Origin of the sequence: Shinella sp. JR1-6, from assembly GCF_004284735.1 — a bacterium.
Lineage (GTDB): Bacteria > Pseudomonadota > Alphaproteobacteria > Rhizobiales > Rhizobiaceae > Shinella.
In genome coordinates, this window is record NZ_SHMI01000001.1 from 96,121 (window position 1) to 117,154 (window position 21,034).

Annotated in this window: 19 protein-coding genes; 14 read left to right on the plus strand and 5 right to left on the minus strand. The window is 65.1% G+C overall.

From position 1 onward, the window contains the following. The first annotated feature begins 28 nt into the window (after positions 1–28). Positions 29–1,285 (plus strand): 3-oxo-isoapionate-4-phosphate decarboxylase OiaX, encoded by a 1,257-nt coding sequence (gene oiaX / locus EXZ48_RS00430; RefSeq protein WP_130513973.1) that lies wholly within the window; start codon positions 29–31, stop codon positions 1,283–1,285. A 3-nt stretch (positions 1,286–1,288) separates the two neighbouring features. After that, positions 1,289–2,590 (plus strand): four-carbon acid sugar kinase family protein, encoded by a 1,302-nt coding sequence (locus EXZ48_RS00435; protein ID WP_130513974.1) that lies wholly within the window; start codon positions 1,289–1,291, stop codon positions 2,588–2,590. Positions 2,591–2,597: 7 nt separating this feature from the next. Here the strand turns inward: EXZ48_RS00435 and EXZ48_RS00440 are convergent, their stop codons facing one another. Then, positions 2,598–3,386, minus strand: coding sequence for a helix-turn-helix transcriptional regulator (locus tag EXZ48_RS00440; protein ID WP_023513918.1), 789 nt, complete (start codon positions 3,384–3,386; stop codon positions 2,598–2,600). Positions 3,387–3,401: 15 nt separating this feature from the next. Between EXZ48_RS00440 and EXZ48_RS00445 the strand changes: the two genes are divergently transcribed. Further along, entirely contained in the window at positions 3,402–4,196 is a 795-nt protein-coding gene (locus EXZ48_RS00445) for a TSUP family transporter (protein WP_245461869.1), read from the plus strand. Between the two features lie 33 nt (positions 4,197–4,229). Here EXZ48_RS00445 and EXZ48_RS00450 read toward each other — a convergent pair whose 3' ends face one another. Genes EXZ48_RS00450 through EXZ48_RS00460 form a run of 3 tightly spaced genes read right to left on the minus strand, consistent with a single transcriptional unit; the run spans position 4,230 to position 5,930 of the window. Beyond that, positions 4,230–5,009: an anti-sigma factor gene (locus tag EXZ48_RS00450; RefSeq protein ID WP_130513975.1), complete on the minus strand. Its 780-nt coding sequence runs from the start codon at positions 5,007–5,009 to the stop codon at positions 4,230–4,232. Then, complete coding sequence (locus tag EXZ48_RS00455) at positions 5,006–5,572, minus strand: RNA polymerase sigma factor (protein WP_130513976.1); 567 nt, start codon at positions 5,570–5,572, stop codon at positions 5,006–5,008. The genes EXZ48_RS00450 and EXZ48_RS00455 overlap by 4 nt, the downstream gene beginning before the upstream one ends. Then, complete coding sequence (locus EXZ48_RS00460) at positions 5,556–5,930, minus strand: hypothetical protein (protein WP_130513977.1); 375 nt, start codon at positions 5,928–5,930, stop codon at positions 5,556–5,558. Before EXZ48_RS00460 ends, EXZ48_RS00455 begins: the two co-directional genes overlap by 17 nt. Positions 5,931–6,196: 266 nt before the next feature. Here EXZ48_RS00460 and kdpF point away from each other — a divergent pair, with 266 nt between their 5' ends. From kdpF to EXZ48_RS00490, 6 genes are read left to right on the plus strand one after another with little or no spacing between them, the layout of a single operon-like run. Next, positions 6,197–6,319 carry a K(+)-transporting ATPase subunit F gene (gene kdpF, locus EXZ48_RS00465; RefSeq protein WP_081870726.1) on the plus strand — a complete coding sequence of 41 codons (123 nt, stop codon included), beginning with the start codon at positions 6,197–6,199 and terminating at the stop codon, positions 6,317–6,319. An 18-nt stretch (positions 6,320–6,337) separates the two neighbouring features. Then, complete coding sequence (gene kdpA / locus EXZ48_RS00470; protein ID WP_130513978.1) at positions 6,338–8,047, plus strand: potassium-transporting ATPase subunit KdpA; 1,710 nt, start codon at positions 6,338–6,340, stop codon at positions 8,045–8,047. 11 nt (positions 8,048–8,058) lie between these two features. Beyond that, entirely contained in the window at positions 8,059–10,095 is a 2,037-nt protein-coding gene (gene kdpB, locus EXZ48_RS00475) for a potassium-transporting ATPase subunit KdpB (protein ID WP_023513924.1), read from the plus strand. 2 nt (positions 10,096–10,097) lie between these two features. Continuing rightward, positions 10,098–10,667: a potassium-transporting ATPase subunit KdpC gene (kdpC, locus tag EXZ48_RS00480; protein WP_023513925.1), complete on the plus strand. Its 570-nt coding sequence runs from the start codon at positions 10,098–10,100 to the stop codon at positions 10,665–10,667. A gap of 8 nt (positions 10,668–10,675) precedes the next feature. After that, complete coding sequence (locus EXZ48_RS00485) at positions 10,676–13,360, plus strand: sensor histidine kinase KdpD (protein WP_130513979.1); 2,685 nt, start codon at positions 10,676–10,678, stop codon at positions 13,358–13,360. Then, positions 13,357–14,049: a response regulator gene (locus EXZ48_RS00490; protein WP_050743669.1), complete on the plus strand. Its 693-nt coding sequence runs from the start codon at positions 13,357–13,359 to the stop codon at positions 14,047–14,049. Before EXZ48_RS00485 ends, EXZ48_RS00490 begins: the two co-directional genes overlap by 4 nt. A 13-nt stretch (positions 14,050–14,062) precedes the next feature. Here EXZ48_RS00490 and EXZ48_RS00495 read toward each other — a convergent pair whose 3' ends face one another. Further along, a complete protein-coding gene (locus EXZ48_RS00495) occupies positions 14,063–15,082 on the minus strand; it encodes a LacI family DNA-binding transcriptional regulator (protein WP_130513980.1) in 1,020 nt (339 codons plus the stop codon). A gap of 272 nt (positions 15,083–15,354) precedes the next feature. Here EXZ48_RS00495 and EXZ48_RS00500 point away from each other — a divergent pair, with 272 nt between their 5' ends. The 5 genes from EXZ48_RS00500 to EXZ48_RS00520 all read left to right on the plus strand — a co-directional run bounded on the left by EXZ48_RS00500 (position 15,355) and on the right by EXZ48_RS00520 (position 20,987). Next, entirely contained in the window at positions 15,355–16,401 is a 1,047-nt protein-coding gene (locus EXZ48_RS00500) for a sugar ABC transporter substrate-binding protein (RefSeq protein ID WP_130513981.1), read from the plus strand. Between the two features lie 79 nt (positions 16,402–16,480). Next, entirely contained in the window at positions 16,481–17,299 is an 819-nt protein-coding gene (locus EXZ48_RS00505; RefSeq protein ID WP_130513982.1) for an ATP-binding cassette domain-containing protein, read from the plus strand. Then, positions 17,296–18,540 carry a sugar ABC transporter permease gene (locus tag EXZ48_RS00510; protein WP_130513983.1) on the plus strand — a complete coding sequence of 415 codons (1,245 nt, stop codon included), beginning with the start codon at positions 17,296–17,298 and terminating at the stop codon, positions 18,538–18,540. Before EXZ48_RS00505 ends, EXZ48_RS00510 begins: the two co-directional genes overlap by 4 nt. Positions 18,541–18,561: 21 nt before the next feature. After that, positions 18,562–19,290, plus strand: coding sequence for an SDR family oxidoreductase (locus EXZ48_RS00515; protein WP_130513984.1), 729 nt, complete (start codon positions 18,562–18,564; stop codon positions 19,288–19,290). Positions 19,291–19,355: 65 nt separating this feature from the next. Continuing rightward, positions 19,356–20,987: an FGGY-family carbohydrate kinase gene (locus EXZ48_RS00520; RefSeq protein WP_130513985.1), complete on the plus strand. Its 1,632-nt coding sequence runs from the start codon at positions 19,356–19,358 to the stop codon at positions 20,985–20,987. The last annotated feature ends 47 nt before the right edge of the window (positions 20,988–21,034 follow it).

Sequence of the window (21,034 nt, forward strand, 5' to 3'; positions counted from 1 at the left end):
TTCACAAGCGCGTGCGGGAGGAGAAAACGTGATCCGTCTGACCTATCGGATAGAGACGGCGGGTTCGCCCGAGGCCATGGCGGCGAAGATCGCCAGCGACCAGTCGACCGGCACCTTCGTGGCCCTTCCCGGGGAGACGGAGGAGCTGAAGGCCCGTGTTGCAGCGCGCGTTGCCGCCATTCGCCCCCTGCCGCCCGCCGAGCGGGCCTCCTTTCCGGATGAAGCCGTTGGGGCGCACCTCTTTCATCGGGCGGATGTCGATATCGATTTTCCGCTGGATGCTGTCGGGACCGATCTTTCGGCGCTGATGACCATCGCGATCGGCGGTGTGTTCTCCATCAAGGGTATGACGGGCATCCGCGTCGTCGGCATGAAGCTGCCGCCGGAGTTCGCTGACGCGCATCCCGGCCCGCAATTTGGCGTTTCCGGAAGCTTCGCGCTGACGGGTGTGAAAGACAGGCCGATCATCGGCACCATCGTCAAGCCGGCACTCGGCCTTCGGCCGCACGAGACGGCCGAGATGGTCGGAGAGCTGATCGCTGCGGGCGTCGACTTCATCAAGGACGACGAGAAGCTGATGAGCCCGGCCTATTCGCCGCTGAAGGACCGCGTGGCGACGATCATGCCGAGGATCCTCGACCACGAGCAGAAGACCGGCAAGAAGGTCATGTATGCGTTCGGCATCAGCCACGCCGATCCCGACGAGATGATGCGCAACCATGATCTGGTACTGGCAGCCGGCGGCAACTGCGCGGTCGTCAACATCAACTCCATCGGCTTCGGCGGCCTTTCCTTTCTGCGCAAGCGCTCGGGTCTCGTGCTGCATGCCCACCGCAACGGGTGGGATATCCTGACCCGCCATGCCGGTCTCGGCTTCGAGTTTTCCGTCTGGCAGCAGTTCTGGCGGCTGCTCGGTGTCGACCAGTTCCAGATCAACGGCATCCGCGTGAAATACTGGGAGCCCGACGAGAGTTTCGTGCGCTCCTACAAGGCCGTCAGCACGCCGCTGTTTTCGACGAAGGACGTGGCGCTCCCGGTCATCGGCTCCGGCCAGTGGGGCGGGCAGGCGCCGGAAACGATCGCGGCGACGGAGGGTTCGACGGATTTGCTGTACTTGTGCGGCGGTGGCATCGTCAGTCATCCGGGCGGGCCGGGGGCGGGCGTCAAGGCCGTACGGCAGGCCTGGGAAGCGGCCGTCGCGGGCGTGCCGCTCGAAGCCTATGCGAAGGACCACGCGGAACTTGCGCAGTCCATCGAAAAGTTTGCCGATGGCAAGGGAGCCTAGACGATGACACGTCCCCTGATCAGCTACTACGGCGACGATTTCACCGGCTCGACGGACGTCATGGAGGCCCTCGCGTCCAATGGCGTGGAGACCGTGCTTTTCCTCGATGTGCCGGATGCGGACCTCCTGTCACGGTTTGCCGGTGCGCGGGCCTTCGGCCTGGCCGGCACCAGCCGCAGCGAGACACCGGGCTGGATGGACGTGCATCTTCGTGCGGCCTTCGGCTGGCTGAAGACGCTCGATGCCGAGCTTTGCCACTACAAGATCTGCTCGACCTTCGATTCCGCCCCCCATGTCGGCAACATCGGCCGCGCAATAGAGATCGGCCGTGCCGTCTTCGGCGAGGCGACGGTGCCGCTCATCGTCGGTGCGCCGCAGATCCGGCGCTACACGGCCTTTGGCGACCTTTTTGCGGCCTATCAGGGGCGTAACTATCGCATCGATCGCCATCCGGTCATGGCACGTCACCCGGTGACGCCGATGAACGAGGCCAATCTCCTGTTGCATCTCTCGCGGCAGACGACGCTCTCCTCCACCCTCATCGACATGGTTGCGCTGCTGGCCGATGCGCAGCCGGAAAACGCCGATATCCTTCTCGTCGACGTGCTCGATGCGGCGACGCAGGTTGCGGCCGGTGCCCTGCTCTGGAACCGGCTGCGGGAGAGGAGCCGCTTTGTCTGCGGCTCCTCCGGTCTGGAATACGCCCTGATCCCGACATGGCGGGACCAGGGCCTGGTCGGTGAGAAGCCCGCCTTTCCCGCAGCCGGGCCGGTGGATCGCATCGCTGTCGTTTCGGGCAGCGTCTCGCCCACCACCGAACGGCAGATCCGCCATGCGCTGGAAAACGGCTTTGGTGGCGTCACGCTCGATCCGCTCGTGCTGTCGGGCGAGAACAACGCGACGGCGGTTGCTGCGGCCGTCGAGGCTGGTCTCAGGATCTTGCAGGAAGGGCGCAGCGTCGTGCTCTATACCGCGCTCGGGCCTGCGGCGGACCGCGGCGGTGAACTCGATTCTGCGGCAGGCGCCCGTCATCGTCTCGGGCGTGCCTTGGGGCGTATCCAGTCGGAGATCGTCGCACGTGCCGGTCTTGTTCGCGCGGTCGTCGCCGGTGGCGACACATCAAGCCATGCGCTTGGTGAAATGGGGATCGCGGCACTCACGCTGAAAATGCCCTTGCCGCAGACGCCGGGTTCGCCGCTCTGCATTGCCCATGGCGGGGCGGCGGATGGCCTCGAGATCGCGCTGAAGGGCGGGCAGGTTGGCGGCGACGACTATTTCTCGATGATCCGCGCCGGCCGGGCCTGAGCGGTTTTCACCGGCCCGGATGCTCTGTCGCGCCCATCTCGGCAAGGGCGCCCGGCGTTACGCCGAAAGCCTTGCGGAAGGCGGAAACGAAGGCGCTGGCCGAGCCATAGCCGGCATCGGCCGCCACCACTTTTACCGGTAGGCCACGCATCAGCGGATCGAAACCCGCAGCCAGCACCACCCGTTGCCGCCAGGCACGGAAGGAGAGCCCGGTGGTGGTGGTAATGCGCCTTTGCAGGCTGCGCGGCGACAGTGCCAGCCTGTTGGCCCAATCGGAAAGCTCCAGCAGGCGTTCTTCGCCGGCATGCCATTGGCGCTGCATGGCGGCGAGTGCGGGATCGGCGGGAATTGCCAGCGTCGCGACAGGTCGGGCCGGGCGCAGCCGGTCGAAGAACACGTCGATGAGACGCTCATGCGCCGGTTGGCCGGAAGCCCTGCGATCGCTGGAGGCGAGTGTGTGCACGAGCTCCCGTTCCAGTCCACCGATCCGGAAAAGCATCGGCCGGTCGCCGAGAAGCACCGTTGCGCCCGGCTCGACATAGAGATTGTGCGCCGTGCGGGCGCTGCGCGCGCTCAGAGCATGCGGCAGGCCGCCGGGTATCCAGATCGCCTCGCCGGGACCGAGCACGACGAAACGCTCTGCGGCCTGCACCAAGAGAGGCGCATCCGGGCAATAGGCGAATTGCCCGCGGCGATGGCGGTGTGGCGGCGGCTCGCGCGCCGTCTCGAAGCGGGTGGAAAGGCCGATGAGCCGTGCTGCGCCGTCCTCGTATCCCGCGACCGGATCGACCTGCATTCTGGCACCTCCGCGATGGCACTTGGCATCTTCGCGACACTGCCCGCCGGCTGCAAGTCTATTCTTGCCGCAGAGGTGACGATGATCCTGACAGATTTCCTTCTTCTCGCAGGGGCCGGCCTGATCGGCGGCCTCTGCAATGCCATCGCCGGCGGTGGCACCTTCTTCACGCTGCCTGCCCTCATCGCAGTGGGTGTGCCGCCCGTTTCGGCCGCGGCGACGAGCGCGGTCGCCATCTGGCCGGGCCACGCGCTGGCAGTCGTCGGGGCACCGGAGCGGCTGCCGGCAGGAGAGAGCGACAGCATGCCCTGGGTGGCGGGAGGTGCACTTGCGGGTGCGGCCTTGCTGCTCCTTGGCGGAAACGATGTGTTTCGCGTGCTCGTGCCCTGGCTCATCCTGACGGCGACGCTGCTCTTTACCTTTGCCGCACCGTTGCATCGGCTCGTGGGGCGCCTTGCCGGAGGGAAAGGGCTGCGGTGCCGGTTTCTCGATTTCGCTGCGGCGCTGTATGGCGGCTATTTCGGCGCCGGGCTCGGTGTCGTGCTGATGGCGCTGATCATGCTGGAGGGGGAGGCGGTGCTCCGGCGTGCCAATCTGCGCAAGAATTTTCGGGCGGCGGTGGTGACCTCGCTTGCGGCGGCGGTGTTCATCGCAAGCGGCAGCATTGCCTGGCGGCAGGGTTTGCCCGTTTTTGCCGGTGCCTTGGCCGGCGGGTTCCTCGGCGGGCGGCTTGCGGCCCATGTGCCAGCCATCGCCCTCCGGCTCGCCGTCATTGCAACGGGGATCGTGCTGTTCCTGTCCTATCTCTAGAACCGCCGGGTCCTGGCCCGACTTGTGACGGCCTTATGTCGGGAACTGCCGGTAGCATTCCTCCGCGATCTGTTGGAGCCGTTCGCGGGAAATGTCGCCGGTCACCGCATAGCCGAGATCGCCATCGATCCAGTAGAAGGTTTCCACGCCGCTGGTAGAAGCAAAGCGGAAGCTGGTCGTCCGGTTTTCCTCGTTGCGGGCAACGAGGACCGTGACGCGGCGCCCGGTTTCGTCCTCGTACATGAACAGGGCGCCGGGCTTGTCGGTGACGGGCAAGAGGCGACCGCCCACCAGCTTGAAGCCGAGCGTCGTTAGGTCCGGGACCTTCAGGTCGTCGATGGCAAGGCGTTTTCCGAGCCATCGTGCCAGATGCGCCTCCTGGTCGGCAAAGACCTCGACGGGATGGCGCACCTCGCTCGCATAGATGAGATAGGCATTGCGCGCCTCGTGCGGGAGGGCATCCATGGCCGTCATCGTCGGCGCCCTTTCAAGGAGCATCGGGCCGAAATGGCCGGCAAGGCCGCCGAGCATGAAGACGAGCATTGCCGCGGCGGCCATTGCAAGGTGCGGCGTTGCGACCCTTTTAGCGGCACGATGTCCGGTGATGAGCTGGAGATCGGAGGGGCGGGCGGTGGCATAGGCGGTAAAGGCGTCTCTCAGGCCATCGTTCTGCGCCTGCCAGTCGGCCACCAGTCGTGCGGCTTCCGGGTTGTCGGCGAGATGGGCTTCCACACGTTCGTGTTCAGCTCCCTCCAGAAAGCCGTCGGCAAAGGCGTGCAGGTCCGTTTCGGTCACGGGGCGGCTCTCGCTCATCGGGGGCTCCGCAGGTGAATGACGTTTTCGGCTGCCAGTTTCTCCCGCAGCATCTGCCGGGCGCGGGAGAGGCGCGACATGACGGTGCCGGCCGGGACATCCAGGATTTCGGCAACTTCCTGATAGGTGTGGCCTTCGACCGCAACCAGCATCAGCACGGCCCGCGCCTCCTTCGGCAGGGTGTCGAGCGCCTGAACGAGCCGGTTCCGCGCCAGCGGATCGGAGGGCGGGGCGCCTTCGGCGATGCTCTCGGCCGCCTCGATGCCGACGGACGGGCGGCGCGCGACGGCGCGGCGGGCGTTGAGATGCAGGTTGGTCATGATCCGGTAGGCCCAAGCGCGAATGTTTGCGCCGCGCCATTGCCCCCGGTGGCTCAGCGCCTTTTCGACACAGTCCTGCAGCAGATCCTCGCTTTCCGCATCCGATCGCGTCAGGCTGCGGGAGTAGCGCCGGAGCTGTGGCAAGAGGGCCAGGATCTCGGCGTCGAAAGAGACGGGCGAGGAGGATACGCCCTCCCGCCCGCTGCCCATCCCGACGCCGTGCGGGTCAGGGCTTTGCGACATCCCAGACGCCGTTCACACCGTCGCCGGTCGTATCGCCTTCCTTCTTGTCCTTGACCCAGTAGTAGAGCGGCATGCCGTCCTTGGCCCATTGTTTCGCCCCGTCCTTGCGGGTGACGAGGGAGTATGCACCCTCTGCGGCCGCATCGGAAGCGGCGATGGCCGGCGGCCAGTTCGCCGCGCATTTGTCGTAGCAGTTCGAGGTGCCGGGCTTGTCTTTCTTGAAGGTATAGAGGGTCATGCCCTTCTCGCCGGCAAGCACCTCGCCCTTGTCGGTCTTGACGGCCGTGAACGGTTCGGCAGCGAAAGCCGTGCCCGCAAGGACCGCGACGGCGAATGGTACGAGGACTAGGAACTTCATGGTCGTCTCCCATCGTTACGGCGACTTTCCTGAGCCGCCCCTGCCAAGACACCGATGCCTGCCGGATTATTCCCTACCGCTTTGAAAAAATACGCTGCGGACCGGAAAACGCATCTTTATCTTTTCCTTACGTCGCTTCCCTGCCTTCCCAATCGAAACCTGACCCCGTCCGCTCCTAGTGTGCCGCCAGCATAAACAGGAGACGGACATGTCCGATTTCATATTCCTCGCGCTTGGCTGCGCCACGTTCGTCGTGTTCGCAGCCTATGCCCGCGCGCTCGACCGGCTTTGAGGAGACGACAGTGCTTGAACCCCTTTTCGGCCTTTTCGTCGCGCTTGCCCTTGGCGCCTATCTCGTGGTCACGCTGCTGCGGCCCGAACGCTTCTGAGTTTTCTGGAGAATTTTGATGACCACGATCGGGTGGCTGCAAATCGCCCTCTTCTTCCTCGCGGTGCTCGTCACGATCAAGCCGCTCGGATTGTACATGGCCCGCGTCTTTGCCGGCGAGCGCACTGCGCTGTCGCCGGTTCTCGGACGTCTGGAAACGGACCTCTATCGCGTTTCCGGCATAAACCCCGGCAAAGAGCAGGGCTGGCTCGCCTATACGGCCTCGATGCTGGCCTTCTCCATCGCCGGCTTTGTCGCGCTCTATGCGATCCTGCGTCTGCAGGCGTATTTGCCGCTCAACCCGCAGGGTTTTGCCGGCATGGCACCGGACCTCGCCTTCAACACGACGGTATCCTTCGTCACCAACACCAACTGGCAGAACTATGGCGGCGAAACCACGCTCAGCCATTTCAGCCAGATGGCCGGCCTGACGGTGCAGAACTTCCTGTCCGCCGCAACGGGCATCGCGCTCGCCATGGCGCTGACGCGGGCTTTCGTCCGCTCGAAGGTCGCAACGCTTGGCAATTTCTGGGTGGATATGACGCGGGCGGTGCTCTATGTGCTGCTGCCGATGGCGATCGTCGTCGCGCTTGCTTTCGTCGCCATGGGCTTGCCGCAGACGCTGGACGGTGCCGTGACGGCGACCACGCTCGAGGGCACGAGCCAGACGATCTCGCTCGGCCCGGTCGCCTCGCAGGAGGCGATCAAGCAGCTCGGCACCAATGGTGGCGGCTTCTTCAACGTCAACGCCGCCCATCCCTTCGAGAACCCCACGACGTTCTCCAACTATCTCAACATCTTCGCCATGCTGTCGATCTCGGCCGCGCTGGTCTACACGTTCGGCCAGCTCGTCGGTAACCGCCGCCAGGGCTGGGCGATCATCAGCGCCATGGCGATCCTGCTGATATCAGGCGTTGCCGTCGTCTACTGGGCGGAGGCCGCGGGCAATCCGATCCTGACCGCTCTTGGCGTCGATGCTTCCGCCGGCAATATGGAAGGCAAGGAAGTGCGCTTCGGCCAGGCGATGACCGCGCTCTATGCCGCCGTCACGACCGGCCTTTCAGACGGTGGCGTCAACGGCATGCACGGCTCCTTCACCGGTCTCGGCGGTCTTGTGCCGATGTTCCTGATGCAGCTCGGTGAGGTTTTGCCGGGTGGTGTCGGGTCCGGTCTGTACGGCATGCTCGTCTTCGCGCTGCTTTCCGTCTTCGTGTCCGGCCTGATGGTCGGCCGCACGCCGGAATTCCTCGGCAAGAAGATCGAGGGCCGCGAGATGAAATATGCCATGCTCGCCGTGCTCGTCCTGCCGCTCACCATCCTCGGCTTCACCGCAGTTTCCGCCATGCTGCCCTTCGCCGTCGCCAGCATCGGCACGGCCGGCCCGCACGGCCTGTCGGAAATCCTCTATGCCTATACGTCCGCGGCCGGCAACAACGGCTCGGCCTTCGGCGGGCTGACGGGCAACACCGTCTGGTACAACACGACGCTCGGCATCGCCATGCTGCTCGGCCGCTTCGCCTATATGATACCCGTCATGGCGATCGCCGGTTCGCTGGCGGCCAAGGTGAAGGTGCCCCCGTCCTCCGGCACCTTCCCGACGGACGGGCCGCTCTTCGTCGGCCTCCTCATCGGCATCATCCTCATTCTCGGCGGCCTGCAGTTCTTCCCTGCGCTTGCCCTCGGCCCCATCGTCGAACATCTGGCGATGCTTGCCGGCCAGACCTTCTGAAGGAACAGATCATGTCAAAGGACCACCACGCGCCGGGCCTTCTCGACCCAGCCATCCTCCTGCCGGCCGCGCGCGATGCTTTCGTCAAGCTCGACCCGCGCCAGCTGGTGCGCAATCCGGTGATCTTCGTCACCGAGGCTGTCGCCGCCGTCGTCACCGTGCTTTTCCTGCGCGATCTTTTTACCGGCAGCGCGCAGGCGGGCTTTTCCGGCCAGATTGCGGCCTGGCTCTGGTTTACCGTGCTCTTTGCGACCTTTGCAGAGGCCGTCGCCGAAGGGCGCGGCCGCGCCCAGGCCGACAGCCTGAAGCGGACCAAGTCGGAACTCGTCGCAAGGCGGCGGTCGGCCTCCGGCGCGGTCGAAACGATCCCGGCAACCAGCCTTGCCATCGGCGATGTCGTGCTTGTTGCCGCCGGCGAACTCATTCCCGGCGACGGCGAGGTGATCGAAGGGGTTGCTTCGGTCAATGAAAGCGCAATCACCGGCGAATCCGCTCCCGTCATCCGCGAATCCGGCGGTGACCGCTCTGCCGTTACCGGCGGCACGCAGGTGCTTTCCGACGAGATCACGGTGAAGATCACCGTTGCGCCCGGCTCCTCCTTCGTCGATCGCATGATCGCGCTCATCGAGGGCGCGCAGCGGCAGAAGACGCCGAACGAGATCGCGCTGTCGATCCTGCTTTCGGGCCTGACGCTGATCTTCCTCTTCGTCTGCGTCGCCATCTGGGGCCTGGCCGGCTATTCCGGCACGATCCTGACGGTCACGGTGCTTGCCGCGCTTCTCGTCACGCTCATCCCGACGACCATCGGCGGCCTTCTCTCGGCCATCGGCATTGCCGGCATGGATCGCCTCGTCCGCTTCAACGTCATTGCCACCTCCGGCCGGGCGGTGGAGGCGGCCGGCGACGTCGATACGCTGCTGCTCGACAAGACGGGCACCATCACCTTCGGCAACCGCATGGCGAGCGATTTCCTGCCGGCGCCGGGCGTGAGCCCCTCGGAACTCGCGGAAGCCGCGCTTCTCGCCAGCCTGTCCGACGAGACGCCGGAAGGCCGTTCGATCGTGGCTCTTGCAACGGGTGAGTTTTCGGTAGCGATGCCGCAGGTGCGTTTCGATGCCGTGATCGAATTCACCGCCGAGACCCGCCTTTCCGGCGTCGATCTCGGTGACCGCCGGCTGCGCAAAGGCGCGGTCGATGCCGTGCTGCGTTTTGCCGGCGTTCAGGAGGGTGATGCGCCCGCCGAATTCCGTCGTGCCGTCGAGACGATCGCGCGCAGCGGCGGCACGCCGCTCGCCGTTGCCGACGGTTCGCGCCTGCTCGGCGTCATCCACCTCAAGGACATCGTCAAGCCGGGTATCAAGGAGCGCTTTGCGGCACTGCGCGCCATGGGCATCCGCACCGTCATGGTGACAGGCGACAATCCGGTGACGGCCGCAGCCATCGCCTCGGAAGCCGGCGTCGACGATTTCCTTGCCCAGGCGACGCCGGAGGACAAGCTGGCCTATATCCGCCGCGAACAGCAGGGCGGCCGCCTGATCGCCATGTGCGGCGACGGCACCAACGACGCTCCTGCACTCGCCCAGGCAGATGTCGGCGTTGCCATGCAGACGGGCACGCAGGCGGCCCGCGAGGCGGCCAACATGGTGGACCTCGATTCGAGCCCGACCAAGCTCATCGAGATCGTCGAGATCGGCAAGCAATTGCTGATGACGCGCGGTTCGCTGACCACCTTCTCGATCGCCAACGATGTCGCCAAATATTTCGCGATCATCCCGGCCCTCTTCGTCGCGACCTATCCGGCGCTCGATGCACTCAACATCATGCAACTCGCCTCGCCGCAATCGGCCATCCTTTCGGCCGTCATCTTCAATGCGCTGATCATCGTGGCGCTCATTCCGCTGGCGCTGCGCGGTGTCGCCTATCGTCCGGCGGGAGCGGCCGCCCTGTTGCGCCGTAACCTTCTCGTCTACGGTCTCGGTGGTCTCGTCCTGCCTTTTGCAGGCATCAAGGCTATCGATCTTGCCGTCAGCGCCCTAAATCTGGTGTGATCATGCTGAAACAACTTCGCCCGGCCCTCACTCTCGTCTTCGCCCTGACGGCGCTTCTCGGCCTTGCCTATCCGCTCGCCGTGACCGGCATCGCGCAGGTCGTGATGCCGTCCGCCGCCAATGGTTCTCTCGTCGAAAGGAACGGAGCCGTCGTCGGCTCCGACCTCATCGGGCAGGCCTTTGCCTCGGACAAGTATTTCTGGCCGCGTCCTTCGGCCACCGGACCGGACGCCTACAACGCGGCCGCCTCGTCCGGCTCGAACCTGGGCACGACCTCCGTCAAGCTTCGGGATCGTGTCGAGGCGGATGTCGCCCGGCTGACGGCGGCGGGCATGGCGACGCCGATCCCGGCCGACGCGGTGACGACCTCCGGTTCCGGCCTCGATCCGCATATCTCGCCCGCTTTTGCGCGGGCGCAGGTCGCGCGGGTTGCAAAGGCGCGTGGTATGGAGGAAACGACGGTCGAGGCCCTTGTCGGGCGGCAGGTCGAGGGCCGGCTCCTCGGCGTGTTCGGCGAACCGCAAGTGAACGTGCTACAGCTCAACATGGCGCTCGACACACTCGGATCATGAGAGGACGAATGGCGGACGACGACAGCCGCAGACCGGATCCCGACACATTGCTTGCCCTGGCGGAGAAAGACCGCCGGGGCAAATTGACTGTTTTTCTGGGCGCAGCTCCCGGCGTCGGAAAGACCTATGCCATGCTGTCGCGTGCCGGCCGTCTCAAGGCAGAGGGCGTGGATGTCGTCGTCGGCCTCGTCGAGACCCACGGGCGCGGGGAAACCGCCGCATTGCTTGCCGGTCTGGAGGTTTTGCCGCGCAAACAGATCACCCATCGCGGCCGTGCACTGGAGGAGTTCGACCTCGATGGTGCGCTCGCCCGCCGTCCGCGCATCGTGCTCGTCGACGAACTGGCCCATTCCAATCCCGAAGGTAGCCGGCATCCCAAGCGCTACCAGGATATCGAGGAGCTGATCGCGGCCGGCATCGATGTCTGGACGGCGCTGAACATCCAGCATCTCGAAAGCCTCGCCGATCTCGTCGCGGAGATCACCGGTGTCACGGTGCGCGAGCGCGTGCCCGATGTCATGCTGAAGAAGGCGGACGAGGTCCTGCTCGTCGATCTGCCGCCGACGGAGCTGATCGAGCGGCTGAAGGAGGGCAAGGTCTATCTGCCGGACAGCGCCAGCCGCGCGATTGACCGCTTCTTCCGGCTCGGCAACCTGACGGCGCTGCGCGAGCTTGCGCTGCGGCGCACGGCAGACCGGGTCGACGACCAGATGGTCGACTATCTCAAGCAGCATGCGATCGAAGGGCCCTGGGCGGCCGGCGAACGCCTGCTTGTCTGTGTCGGGCCGGACGAATTGTCGGAAAAGGTGGTTCGTGTGGCGAGCCGGCTCGCCTCCGGCCTCAACGCGCCGTGGATCGTCGTGTCGATAGAGCGGGCGGACCGGGAGGTCGGCACGACCGAACATCTGCACCGCATCGAGGCGCTGTTCCGGCTCGCCGAGCAGCTGGGCGCGGAAACGCGCCGGGTGGTCGGCAACGATTTCGTCGAGGAAATCCTGAAGCTGGCGCGCCGCGAGCACGCGACGCAGATCGTCATCGGCGCCCGGCGCAACCGCGGCTGGCGACGGCTCGTCTCGCCGTCGCTGCCCGATGCGCTCTCGCGTAACGCGGCAGGCCTTGGTGTCTATTTCGTTACGCCCGACAGGAAGGAAAAGTCGGTCGCCCCCGCACGCCCCGCCATGCCGGCGATCGCCTCCTACCGGCAGTCGGCGCTTGTCGCGCTCGCGCTCGTGGCCGCCACGGCGGCGTTGGGCAAGCTTGTCTATCTCTTTGCCGAATTGCCGAACATCTCGCTGCTCTTCCTGCTTGCGGTTCTCGGTGCCGCGGTGCTGGGCGGTTATGCCTCCGCCTTCATTGCCGCCTTCCTTTCGGCGCTCGCCTACAATTTTCTCTTCATCGATCCGGTGCACACCTTCACGATCACCGCGCCGCACGAGGTTTTCGCGCTCTTCGTCTTCCTGACGGTGGCAATCATCGCCGGCGGTTTCGCCTCGCGTATCAAGGAGCAGGCGAGAGTTGCCCGTGTGCGCGCCACGGCTTTGCAATCGCTCTACGATTTTTCGCGAAAGCTCTCGACCGCAGGCAAGGCCGACGATGCGAACTGGGTGGCGGTGTCGCATCTGCAGGCAAGCCTCAAGCGCAACATCGTGTTGCTTCTGCCCGACAAGAACGATCTCAAGGTCGCCGCGGTCTGGCCGCCGGATACCGAGCTCGACGTCACTGATTTCACGGCGGCACGCTGGACCTGCGACAAGCAGGAGAAGGCCGGCTTGGGCACGGGCACGCTGCCCAACAGCCGCTTCGAGTTCCGCCCGTTGATGGGGCCGCACGGCCTGGTCGGCGTGTGCGGCATTCAGCTGGGAGACGAACGCCTCGACCTCAATGCGGAGCGTGCGCTGTCCGCCATCCTCGATCAGACGGCGATTGCGCTCGACAGGGCGCGGCTTTCGGAAGAAAGCGTGATGCAGGCGGCCAAGATCGAGGGCGAGCGCTACCGGGAGGCTCTGCTCTCCTCGATCTCGCACGACCTCAGGACGCCGCTCGCCACCATCATGGGGGCTGTCACAAGCCTGCGCCAACTCGGCGGGCGCATGACTGCGGAAAGCCGCAACGATCTTCTCCAGTCGATCGAGGAGGAGGGCAGCCGCATGAGCCGCTTCGTCGCCAACCTGCTCGACATGACGCGCATCGAATCCGGCACGTTGAAGCCCAAGGGTGACTGGGTGGACGTTTCCGATGTCGTGCAGTCCGCCGTCGAGCGGGCGCGCAAGTATTTCCCGGGCAAGGTGATCGAGACCGGCATTGCGACCGACCTGCCACTCATCGAGGGCGACAGCGTGCTGCTTGGCCAGGTGCTGTTCAACCTGCTCGACAATGCGGTGAAATATGGTGGCGAGGAGCCGGTCAATGTCTATGCGCGGCGGGATGGACAGGATGTCCTCATCTCCGTCACCGACCTCGGCAGGGGCATTCCGCCCTCGGAGATCGACCGCGTCTTCGAAAAATTCTATCGTCGCGGCAAGCCGGACGGCCGCTCGCCCGGAACAGGTCTCGGCCTATCCATCGCCCGTGGTTTCATCGAGGCGATGGGCGGCAAGATCCATGCGGAGAGCCCGGCAGTGAAGAAGAAGGGCACCCGCATCGTCATCCGCTTCCCGGTGGGTGAAAAGGCAAGGACTGGCAAGGCGACATGATGAACGAGCGCATTCTGGTGGTGGACGACGAGCCGCAGATCCAGCGGTTCCTCAAGCCTGCCCTCAAGGCCGCGGGGTATGACGTGGTGGAGGCGGCAACCGGCGGCGAGGCACTGAAGGCCGTGGCAACGGCAGCGCCCGACCTCGTCATTCTCGATCTCGGCCTGCCGGACATGGACGGCAAGGACGTCGTTACCAGTCTTCGCGGCTGGACGCAGATTCCGATCATCATCCTCTCCGCCCGCGAGCGGGAGAGCGAGAAGATCGCCGCCCTCGACCTCGGCGCCGACGACTATATCGAAAAACCCTTCGGCATCGGCGAGCTTACCGCCCGCATCCGCAATGCGCTGCGTCACCGCGAGCGGTCTGAGGCGCCTCCGGCAACGCTCGTCACCGACGGCCTCGTCATCGACACGGTGCGCCGGCTGGTGTCGCGAGACGAGGAAGCGATCCGCCTGACGCCGAAGGAATACGATCTCCTGACGTTGCTGGCGCGCCACGCCGGGCGGGTCGTCACACACAAGACGCTGCTTACCTCCGTCTGGGGCCCGGCCCATGGCGAGGACCTGCATTACCTCCGGGTCTTCATCGGCCAGCTTCGCCAGAAGATCGAGCGCGACCCGACCCATCCGGCCGTCGTGCGCACGGAGCCGGGTGTCGGATACCGGCTCGTCGTCGAGGCGGATTGAGCTTTCCGCTGCCTCAGCCGATCTTTTCGACGATGGGAGGGATTTGCACCACGGTGCGGTCCGTCGCGCCGGAATCGATGATGCCGAACACGGCTTCCAGCATTTTGGGGACGTCCTGGCGGACCATCTCGATATGGTCGCCCAGCATGGCGACGAAGGGGTCCCAGTCGAAGCAGCCGAGCTGCGGCACCCGGTCGGCATAGCGGCCGGAGCGGCGGATCCAGCGCATGACGCCTTCCAGCGAGATGGTGGAATTGACGAACATGCCGCGTGGCAGTGGCTCTTTGCGCTCGGCGAGCTGCTTCATGGCGTTTTCCGCCTTTTCGGGCGCATAGCCGCAGGTCATCACCAGCGTCTCATCCACCGTCACGCCCGCCTCGGCATGCGCATCGCGAAAACCGCGGACGCGCTCCATCGTGTTGTGGTCGCTGCCGCGGCCGCCGACGAAGAGCAGGGGGCTTTTTTCACCGAATTCCCGCTTGCAGTTGGCGAGCACCCGGCGTGTGAGTTCCAAGGCGCCGCCGTAATTGTCGGAGATGACGGAGGGCGCGCGCGTGCCTGGAAGATCGAGATTGATGGTGCGTACGCCCGCGGCAGCGCAGAGGTCGACGATATGGTCCGGGTCGGTGGCGCCCGTCGCGATCAGGCAGTCGACCTGGTAGGAGAGCATGGCACGCGCCGCCTCCACCTCCAGCGCCGGATCGCGCTGCGTGCAGGTGATGATGGGAAAGAGGCCGCGCGCGCGGGCCAGCATCTCGAATTGCTCGACGATCGAGGCGAAGTAGCGGTTGTCGTATTTCGGCACGATCATGCCGATGATTTTGGACCGCTCGCGGCGCAGCACGCTCGCCTGCATGTTGAGCGCATAGCCCTGTTCCTCGGCGAGTTTCGTGATCTTTTCGGCGAGCTTCGCGCTGATGCGCCGCTTCTTCCAGTTGCCGTTCAAAACCGCGCTGACGGCGCTTGCCGAGGTGCCTGCCAGCTCCGCCAGATCGTAGATCGTCGTCCTTTTCGTCTGCGTCGTTCTATTCACACGTCATCTCCGTTTCGTGAGCCACCTTGACACCAATGGTGTTTGGTGGCAATTCTTGCTTCATCGATTGAGCAGATATGCTCCATCGATGAAGTTGCCTGAACAGTAAGGCTGACCCAAGGGAGGAGTCAGACGGAGCATCGACGAACCGGACGTTGTGGCCTCGCCGCAGCGAACGATGATCTTTGCCCATTCGGTGCGCGGAGATTGTCGGTCCTGTCGCCCTGGACGGCTTGAGGGAACTGGCGAAATATCAACCGTGGAGGAACCCAATGAAGACGCTTACCCATTTGCTCGCCTCGACCGGCCTCGTCCTGTCGCTCGGCAGCGCCGCCTTTGCCCAGGAGGGCGCGACCGTTGCCTTCCTGATGCCCGACCAGGCTTCGACCCGTTACGAGCAGCATGACTATCCCGGCTTCAAGGCCGAGATGGAAAAGCTGTGCCCGAGCTGCACGGTGATCTACCAGAACGCCAATGCCGACGTCGCGCTCCAGCAGCAGCAATTCAACTCGGTGATCGCGCAGGGTGCCAAGGTCGTCGTGCTCGACCCTGTTGATTCCGCCGCTGCCGCTGCCCTCGTCGAGATCGCCCAGTCGCAGGACGTCAAGGTCATCGCCTATGACCGCCCGATCCCGGACAAGCCGGCCGACTATTACGTCTCCTTCGACAATGAAGGCATCGGCAAGGCCATTGCGCAGTCGCTTGTCGATCACCTGAAGGCGAAGGGTGTTCCCGATGGTGCCGGCGTGCTGCAGATCAACGGCTCGCCGACCGATGCGGCCGCCGGGCTCATCCGCGACGGCATCGATTCCGCCCTCGACGCCTCGCCCTACAAGACGCTCGCCGAATTCGACACGCCGGACTGGGCGCCGCCGAAGGCGCAGGAATGGGCGGCTGGCCAGATCACTCGCTTCGGCGAGGAGATCAAGGGCATCGTCGCGGCCAATGACGGCACGGGCGGCGGCGCGATCGCGGCACTGAAGGCGGCCGGCGTCAAGGAAATGCCGCCGGTGACGGGCAACGACGCGACCATCGCGGCGCTCCAGCTCATCATCTCCGGCGACCAGTACAACACGATCTCCAAGCCTTCGGAAATCGTTGCGGCAGCGGCGGCGAATGTCGCCGTCAAGCTCCTCAAGGGCGAGACGCCGGAAGCGACGCACAAGCTCTACGAAACGCCCTCACAGCTTTTCGTTCCGGCGGTCGTGACGGCGGAGAACATCAAGGCCGAGATCTTCGACAAGGGCATCAACAAGCCGGAAGAGGTCTGCACCGGCGAGTATGTTGAAGGTTGCCGCAAACTGGGCATCATCCAGTAAGCGCCGCCATCTGTGTCCGGCCGCACAAGGCGGCCGGACATTTCCTGCCGTCGAAAGGTCAGTCTGAAGGTTCCGGGCCATGACAGCCACGCTTCAAAATGCTCCCTCCAAGGGAGAATCCGTGCTGCGTCTCAGCGGCGTATCGAAGAATTTCGGGGCCGTTTCCGCATTGACGGACATCGAGCTCGACGTGAAGGCCGGCGAAGTGGTCGCGCTGGTTGGCGACAATGGCGCCGGCAAGTCGACACTGGTCAAGGTGCTTGCCGGCGTGCATCAGCCGTCCTCGGGCACGATCGAATTCTGCGGCCGACAGGTGACGCTCGACAGCCCGGCCAAGGCGCTGGACCTGGGCATCGCCACCGTCTTCCAGGACCTCGCACTGTGCGAAAACCTCGATGTCGTCGCCAATCTCTATCTCGGCCACGAGCTGTCGCCCTGGGCGCTCGACGAAGTGGCGATGGAAGTGCGCGCCTGGACGCTGCTGCGCGAGCTTGCCGCGCGCATCCCCTCGGTGCGCGAGCCGATCGCCTCGCTTTCCGGCGGCCAGCGCCAGACGGTCGCCATCGCCCGCTCGCTGCTGCTCAATCCGAAGCTCATCATGCTGGACGAGCCGACCGCCGCGCTCGGCGTCGCGCAGACGGCGGAGGTGCTGAACCTCATCGAGCGCGTGCGCGATCGCGGCCTCGGCGTCATCATCATCAGCCACAACATGGAGGACGTGCGCGCCGTCGCCGACCGCATCGTCGTGCTCCGGCTCGGGCGCAACAACGGTGTCTTCACGCCCGACTCCTCCAATCAGGAGCTCGTTTCCGCCATCACAGGCGCGACCGACAATTCCGTCTCGCGCCGCGCCGAACGCAAGTCTCACATCCAGGAAAATCACGGGGGCGCCGCATGAGCCAGAATCCCTCCCAGCCGACGCTCGACCGCAGCGACGAGCGCGTGCGCCACGACGACAGCCTGTCCGCCATGGCACGCGGGTTCATCGACCGCGTACGCTCCGGCGATCTCGGTATGTTGCCGGTCGCCGTCGGCCTCGTCGTCATCTCCGTCGTCTTTTCCGCCCTGAATCCGATTTTCCACGCGCCGAACAATCTTGTGAACCTGTTGTTCGATTGCGCCACCGTCGGCGTCATCTCGCTCGGCATCGTCTGCGTGCTCGTTCTTGGCGAGATCGATCTTTCGGTGGGCTCGATGAGCGGTCTTGCTTCCGCCATGGTGGGCGTCCTCTGGGTCAATCAGGGCTGGCCGATCGTCGGGGCCATCCTTGCCGCACTTGTCGTCGGTGCGGGCGTCGGCCTTCTTTATGCGACGCTCTACAACCGGCTGGGCATGCCGAGCTTCGTCGCCACGCTCGCAGGTCTGCTGGCGCTGCTCGGCCTGCAGCTCTTCATTCTCGGCCCGACCGGCTCGATCAATCTGCCCTATGCATCCTCGCTGGTGCGTTTCGGCCAGATCCTGATCATGCCCGACTGGCTGTCCTACACCCTGGCGCTGGTTCCCGGCCTGGTGATGATCGGCCGCGGCCTTCGCACCCGCACGCAGCGTCTTGCGGCGAACCTCTCCGCCCAGCCGATGCGGGCGCTGATCCTCAAGGCCGTTGTGCTGACGGCAGCGCTGGAGATCGCCGTCTTCTATCTCAATCTCGGCCGCGGCATCCCGTGGATGTTCGCGCTCTTCATCGCGCTCGCCGTTGTCCTCAACTATGCGCTGACGCGCACCAAATGGGGCCGCTCGATGTTCGCCGTCGGCGGCAACAAGGAGGCGGCGCGCCGCTCGGGCATCAACGTGCGCCGCATCTATATGAGCGCCTTCATGCTTTGCTCGACGCTGGCCGCGCTCGGCGGCATCCTCTCGGCTTCGCGGCTTGCCTCCTCCAGCCAGCAGGCCGGCACGGGCGACGTCAACCTCAACGCGATCGCCGCGGCGGTTATCGGCGGTACCAGCCTCTTCGGTGGTCGCGGCAGCGCCTATTCGGCCCTGCTCGGCATCATCGTCATCCAGGCGATCTCGAACGGCCTGACGCTGCTCAATCTCTCGTCATCGCTGCGCTACATGATCACCGGGGGCGTTCTCGCCATCGCCGTCATCGTCGATTCGCTCGCCCGACGCTCACGCGTCAGCCACGGCCGTGCATAATTTTTGAATGGAGTTTTCGATATGGCTGACCTCATGAAGGGCAAGATTGCCGCCATCACCGGTGCCGCCTCCGGCATCGGCCTGGAATGCGCCAGGACCCTCCTTGCCGAAGGCGCGAAGGTGGTGCTCGTCGACCGCGCGAAGGACAAGCTGGAACAGCTCTGCAAGGAGCTCGGCCCCAATGCCCTGCCGTTCGTCGTCGATCTCCTGGATCCCGCCGACGTTTCGGGCATGATGCCTCGTATCCTGGAGATTGCCGGCGGGCTTGACATCTTCCACGCCAATGCCGGTGCCTATATCGGCGGGCCGGTGGCAGAGGGTGACCCCGACGCCTGGGACCGCATGCTGAACCTCAACATCAACGCGGCCTTCCGCTCGGTCCACGCAGTTCTGCCCTACATGATCGGGAAGAAGACCGGTGATATCCTCTTCACCTCGTCGATTGCAGGTGTCGTGCCCGTCGTCTGGGAGCCGATCTACACGGCCTCGAAATTCGCGGTACAGGCCTTCGTGCATTCGACGCGCCGGCAGGTGGCACAACATGGCGTGCGTGTCGGCGCGGTGCTGCCGGGACCGGTTGTGACGGCGCTGCTCGATGACTGGCCGAAGGAGAAGATGGACGAAGCGCTCGCCAATGGCAGCCTGATGCAGCCGAAGGAGGTGGCCGATGCCGTGCTCTTCATGCTGACCCGGCCGCGCAATGTCACGATCCGTGACCTGGTGATCCTGCCGAACAGCGTCGATCTCTGAAGCAAAACCCGCAGGCGGCTTGTGGCCGCCTGCCCGAAGAATTTCCGATTGCAGGCGGTAGACCCATGAACACTCCTTCCTCCGCACGTCCCGCGGGCGGCGAACGCTACCTTGTCGGCGTCGATGTCGGCACCGGAAGCGCCCGAGCCGGCCTCTTCGACATGACCGGGCGCATGCTGGCCTCGGGAAAACGCGACATTTCGCTGTTCCGCGAGCCGGGTGCGATGGTCGAGCAGTCGAGCACGGAGATCTGGGCCGCCGTCTGCGCTTCGGTGCGTGAAGCCGTCGCCAAGGCCGGCGTTGCGCCCGAGCAGATCATCAGTCTCGGCTTCGACGCGACGTGTTCGCTGGTCGTGCTTGGAGATGGGGGCAAGCCGCTACCCGTCGGCCCTTCGGAAGATCCGCAGCGCGACATCATCGTCTGGATGGACCACAGGGCGGTCGAACAGGTCGAGCGCATCAACGCCAAGGGGCACGAGGTGTTGCGCTATGTCGGCGGCATCATCTCACCGGAGATGGAAACGCCGAAGCTGCTGTGGCTCAAGGAAAATCGTCCGCAGGTCTTCGATGCTGCCTGGCAGTTTTTCGACCTTGCAGACTTCCTGACCTGGCGCGCGACGGACGACCTTGCGCGTTCTACCTGCACTGTGACCTGCAAATGGACCTATCTTGCGCACGAAAAGCGGTGGGATCCGAGCTATTTCCATGACATCGGCCTCGGTCTGCTCGCAGATGAGGATTTTGTCCGTATCGGCCAACGCGTCGTCGAGCCGGGCACGCCGCTTGGCAGCGGCCTGACGGCAAAGGCGGCGGCAGAGCTCGGTCTTGCCGTGGGTACACCGGTCGGTGCCGGCATGATCGATGCCCATGCGGGCGGCATCGGCACGGTTGGGGTCGATGGCCCGCCGGAAAACAATCTCGGCTATGTCTTCGGCACGTCCTCCTGCACCATGACCTCGACTCGAGAGCCGGTCTTCGTGCCGGGTGTCTGGGGGCCATATTATTCTGCCATGGTGCCGGGCATGTGGTTGAACGAGGGTGGGCAATCGGCGGCCGGCGCTGCCATCGAGCAGCTTCTCTCCTTCCACCCGGCGGCGGGCGAAGCCGCTGCGCTGGCGAAGGTACGGGGCCTTTCCTTGCCGGCCTTCCTGGCGGGGCTTGCTGCAGAGAACGTGCCGACGCTTTCAGCCGCGGCAGAGCTGGCGGATGGCGTACATGTCGTGCCTGAATTTCTCGGCAATCGCGCGCCCTTCGCCGATCCGCACGCCCGCGCGGCGATCGTCGGCCTCGGCATGGAGCGTGACCTTGCCAATCTCGTCTCGCTCTATATCGCCGGGCTTTGCGGCATTGGCTATGGCTTGCGCCAGATCATCGACGCGCAGGCGACGGCCGGTGCGCCCATTGACAGGATCGTGATCAGCGGTGGTGCGGGCCAGCTCGATCTCGTTCGCCAGCTCCTGTCCGATGCAACCGGCAAGGCCTTGCTTGCGACACGGGCGGAGGAGCCGGTGCTGCTGGGTGCCGCCATTCTCGGAAGCGTCGCCGCGGGCGCCTTCCCGGATGTGCGAGCGGCAATGGCAGCCCTTTCGGCGACCGACCGCACCTACCAGCCGGCCGGTGCCGATATCGCGGCTCTGCACACGGAGCGCTACGATGCCTTCACGCGGCTTCAGACGCTGGCGCGGGAGATCCGCTAGGGTTTGTCAGGGAAAAATGAAGCCCGGTTTTCCCGAAAGGACAAACG

Bases quoted from the DNA above. Each gene is read 5' to 3' on its own strand.
- kdpB (WP_023513924.1), top strand. From the start codon at position 8,059: ATGTCAAAGGACCACCACGCGCCGGGCCTTCTCGACCCAGCCATCCTC.
- EXZ48_RS00515 (WP_130513984.1), top strand. From the start codon at position 18,562: ATGGCTGACCTCATGAAGGGCAAGATTGCCGCCATCACCGGTGCCGCC.
- kdpC (WP_023513925.1), top strand. From the start codon at position 10,098: ATGCTGAAACAACTTCGCCCGGCCCTCACTCTCGTCTTCGCCCTGACG.
- EXZ48_RS00485 (WP_130513979.1), top strand. From the start codon at position 10,676: ATGGCGGACGACGACAGCCGCAGACCGGATCCCGACACATTGCTTGCC.
- EXZ48_RS00445 (WP_245461869.1), top strand. From the start codon at position 3,402: ATGGCACTTGGCATCTTCGCGACACTGCCCGCCGGCTGCAAGTCTATT.
- EXZ48_RS00510 (WP_130513983.1), top strand. From the start codon at position 17,296: ATGAGCCAGAATCCCTCCCAGCCGACGCTCGACCGCAGCGACGAGCGC.
- EXZ48_RS00520 (WP_130513985.1), top strand. From the start codon at position 19,356: ATGAACACTCCTTCCTCCGCACGTCCCGCGGGCGGCGAACGCTACCTT.
- EXZ48_RS00500 (WP_130513981.1), top strand. From the start codon at position 15,355: ATGAAGACGCTTACCCATTTGCTCGCCTCGACCGGCCTCGTCCTGTCG.
- kdpF (WP_081870726.1), top strand. From the start codon at position 6,197: ATGCCCGCGCGCTCGACCGGCTTTGAGGAGACGACAGTGCTTGAACCC.
- EXZ48_RS00440 (WP_023513918.1), bottom strand. From the start codon at position 3,386: ATGCAGGTCGATCCGGTCGCGGGATACGAGGACGGCGCAGCACGGCTC.
- EXZ48_RS00455 (WP_130513976.1), bottom strand. From the start codon at position 5,572: ATGTCGCAAAGCCCTGACCCGCACGGCGTCGGGATGGGCAGCGGGCGG.
- EXZ48_RS00505 (WP_130513982.1), top strand. From the start codon at position 16,481: ATGACAGCCACGCTTCAAAATGCTCCCTCCAAGGGAGAATCCGTGCTG.
- kdpA (WP_130513978.1), top strand. From the start codon at position 6,338: ATGACCACGATCGGGTGGCTGCAAATCGCCCTCTTCTTCCTCGCGGTG.
- EXZ48_RS00450 (WP_130513975.1), bottom strand. From the start codon at position 5,009: ATGAGCGAGAGCCGCCCCGTGACCGAAACGGACCTGCACGCCTTTGCC.
- EXZ48_RS00460 (WP_130513977.1), bottom strand. From the start codon at position 5,930: ATGAAGTTCCTAGTCCTCGTACCATTCGCCGTCGCGGTCCTTGCGGGC.
- EXZ48_RS00435 (WP_130513974.1), top strand. From the start codon at position 1,289: ATGACACGTCCCCTGATCAGCTACTACGGCGACGATTTCACCGGCTCG.
- EXZ48_RS00490 (WP_050743669.1), top strand. From the start codon at position 13,357: ATGATGAACGAGCGCATTCTGGTGGTGGACGACGAGCCGCAGATCCAG.